The organism is Citrobacter sp. S46_ASV_140 (assembly GCF_018919545.1).
Classification (GTDB): Bacteria; Pseudomonadota; Gammaproteobacteria; order Enterobacterales; family Enterobacteriaceae; genus Citrobacter; species Citrobacter braakii.
The window spans coordinates 1-3,252 of sequence record NZ_JAHLRC010000221.1 but is presented as its reverse complement, the minus strand read 5'-3'; the positions used below and the strand labels follow the sequence as shown (position 1 = coordinate 3,252).

At 52.5% G+C, this 3,252-nt stretch carries 2 protein-coding genes and 1 pseudogene; 2 read left to right on the top strand and 1 reads right to left on the bottom strand.

Going from position 1 to position 3,252, the window contains the following annotated elements; all coding sequences use genetic code 11:
- Nucleotides 1-563: hypothetical protein (locus KQJ19_RS23050; protein WP_253296408.1), on the top strand; the 563-nt coding region annotated here is incomplete at its 5' end.
- A 34-nt stretch (nt 564-597) separates the two neighbouring features.
- On the opposite strand, the gene KQJ19_RS23045 is transcribed toward KQJ19_RS23050, so the two are convergent.
- Complete coding sequence (locus KQJ19_RS23045; RefSeq protein ID WP_216404232.1) at nt 598-2,988, bottom strand: glucose/quinate/shikimate family membrane-bound PQQ-dependent dehydrogenase; 2,391 nt, start codon at nt 2,986-2,988, stop codon at nt 598-600.
- 203 nt (nt 2,989-3,191) lie between these two features.
- Here KQJ19_RS23045 and KQJ19_RS23040 point away from each other — a divergent pair.
- Nucleotides 3,192-3,252, top strand: a pseudogene (locus KQJ19_RS23040) (hypoxanthine phosphoribosyltransferase); the annotation flags it as partial.

The following is a 3,252-nucleotide window of genomic DNA, read 5'->3' as shown; positions in this document are numbered from 1 at the left end:
TTCATATACTGATGAGGTTAATCACTCATCACGAGGTATTCATGACCCTTTTGCGTAAAGTACTGACGGCATCTTTTATTATGCTTCTGGCGGTTTCGGCACAGGCTGCGATGAAGATGGAACGCCAACAGATTTCAAAACTGAATTTAAGTCTCGAAATTCCGCAGACGCTCACGCCGATGACGGACGAAATGGCAAAAATCAAATACCCTTCTGAAAACCGTCCACAGGTGATTTACGGTGACGAACGCGGTAAAGCGTCTCTAGGGATTACCGCCGGGCGCAACGCGTTGCCTGCCGCTCAGTTGGATATGGCAAAGGATGCGACACTGAAGATGCTGACCAACTTCAAGCCGCAGGCGGAACCTGTCACGGTTGATGGACATAAAGCGTGGCTGATTACTTTCCGTTCTCAAGCGCCGGATACTGAAATTCTCAATATGCTGCTGATTACCTCGCAAAACGAGAAAGCGGTGCAGGTCTCCTTCAATATGACCAAAGATCTGGTGGCTCAGTATCAGGAAGCCGCAAAAGCGTCGTTACTGTCACTGAAGTTTGAATAAAAAAACGCCCGCTGATTAGCGGGCGTTTTCCATTTTACTTCGCGTCGTCCGGCAACGCGTATGCCACGATATAATCGCCCATCTTAGTGCCAAATGAGCCGTGGCCCCCGGCTGATATCACCACATACTGCTTACCGTTAACTTCATACGTCATCGGCGTTGCCTGGCCGCCTGCCGGAAGCCGACCCTGCCACAGTTTTTCACCGTTGCTCATGTTGTATGCGCGCAGATAGTTATCGGCAGTCGCGGCTATAAACAGCACGTTACCCGCGGTGGAGATAGGTCCACCCAGCATCGGCATCCCCATATTGAACGGCACCGGAACCGGCATTGGGAATGGCATGCTGTCCTGTGGCGTGCCAATGCGTTTTTTCCACACCACTTGATTGGTTTTCAGATCTACGGCGGAAATGTAGCCCCATGCTGGCTGTTTACACGGCAGACCAAATGGTGAAAGGAACGGATTGAGCGTTACGCCGAACGGTACGCCGTACTGCGGCTGAATACCGGACTCCGTGCCAGTACCTTTGGCATCTTTCGGCGGCTCCATCGGATTGCCGGGACCGCGTGGGATCAGCTTAGAAACGAACGGCAGCGCCATCGGGTTGGCAATGGCTACCTGACGGTTGGGATCAACGGAAATACCGCCCCATTCGAACATGCCGAGGTTACCCGGGAACACCAGAGTGCCTTGCTCTGAAGGCGGGGTAAAAATGCCTTCATAGCGCAGCTGGTGGAACATTACGCGGCACACCAACTGGTCAAACATGGTTGCGCCCCACATATCCGCACCACTGAGATCTTTTTGCGGACGGAAACTGAGATCGGAGAACGGCTGGGTTTTGCTGACATAATCACCTTTGGCTGCACCTTGCGGCACCGGTTTTTCCGGGGCAGGCACCACCAGTTCACCATTACGGCGGTCGAGCACAAAGATATTACCGGTTTTTGCCGGGGCATAAATGACCGGGATTTTCTCTCCATTGACGTTGATATCCGCCAGGGTTGGCTGTGCCGGTAAATCCATATCCCACAGATCGTGGTGAACGGTCTGATAGCTCCAGGCCAATTTCCCGGTCGTGGCATTTAACGCCAGAATGGCGCTGGCGTAACGTTCCTGTTCCGGTGTGCGGTTACCGCCCCAGATATCCGGCGTGGTAACGCCCATGGGTAGATACACCAGATCCAGCTTCGCGTCGTAGGCCGCAGGCGCCCAGGAGTTGGGTGAGTTAAAGGTGAAGGTATGTTCATCTGACGGGATGAAATTAGGATCCTTGGCACCGGGATCAAACGCCCATAGAAGCTTGCCGTTATTGACGTCAAAACCACGTATCACCCCGGATGTTTCGCGGGTTGAGTAGTTATCGGTTACCGACCCGGCAATAACGATAGTTTTATCGGTGATTATCGGGGGAGACGTCGGTTCGTACAGGCCCGGTGAGGTATCCGGCATATTGGTCTGCAGATTTAAAATACCTTTATTGGCGAAGGTTTCGCACAGCTTGCCGGTCTCGGCATTCAAGGCAAACAGTCGACCATCATTGACCGGCAAAAGGATGCGGCGCGGACAGTCGGCCATCATCTCTGCAGAAGCCGTATCCGGTCTGGCTTCATGATAAGAAACGCCGCGACAGGTTACGTGCTGGAAGCTGGTATTGGTATTGAGTTGGGGATCGAAATGCCACTTCTCTTTACCGCTGGCCGCATCCAGGGCGAACAGCCGCTGGTGGGCGGTACACAGATAAAGAGTATCCCCCACTTTTATTGGCGTGACTTCATTGGTGATTTCACCGGGATCGTTTGGTTGTTTTAAATCCCCGGTACGAAATACCCAGGCTTCTTTCAACTGATGAACGTTGTCAGCGTTAATTTGTTTTAACGGTGAGTAGCGTTGACCTTCCTGATTGCGACCGTAAGCCGGCCAGTCCTCGTCGGCAACCGCTGAGATTGCATCGGCCTGAGAGGTATCTGCACTCAGCGTGCCGTGAACCTCTTGTGGGTCGTTGAAGCCAGCCCAGGTCAGGATACCGCCGCTAATCAGCAGGGCCACCACCAGCGCCGCTACTGCGCCACTGGAAGGGATAATCAGGCGATGCCAGACGAAAGGCAGGATAAGCCAGATACCAAAGAAGACCAGGATGTCGCTACGCGGCGTCAGCGCCCAGAAATCAAAGCCGACTTCCCAGACGCCCCAAATCATGGTGGCGAGAAGCAGGGCGGCATACAGCCAAAGGGCGGATCGGTTACTGCGCCACAGCAGGAGAGCCACACCGAGCATGGCAAGGCCCGCGATCGGGTAATACCAGGAGCCACCGATGGCGACCAGCCAGCCTCCACCAATCAGGAGATATAGTCCACAAAGTGCCGAAAACAGGGCGCTCAGGGTCACGATAAGCCGTTGAGAACGTACGTTGTTATTTGCCATAAAAAATACCATCACAGGTGTTATTTCTTTAATAGCAGTTAATTATAGGAGCTAAAACGCGTGATAAACGTCACATTATGAACTTTATCAACAGATGCCGCGTATGAATGCTTTTGCTGGTATACTGCGTGCCTTGCGCTTAGATGCTGGCTTATTAAAAGTTAGCATTGAGTGATTTGTTTTTAAATCATATGGTTAGAGATATGAAACATACTGTTGAAGTCATGATCCCGGAAGCGGAGATCAAAGCGCGTATTGCTGAAC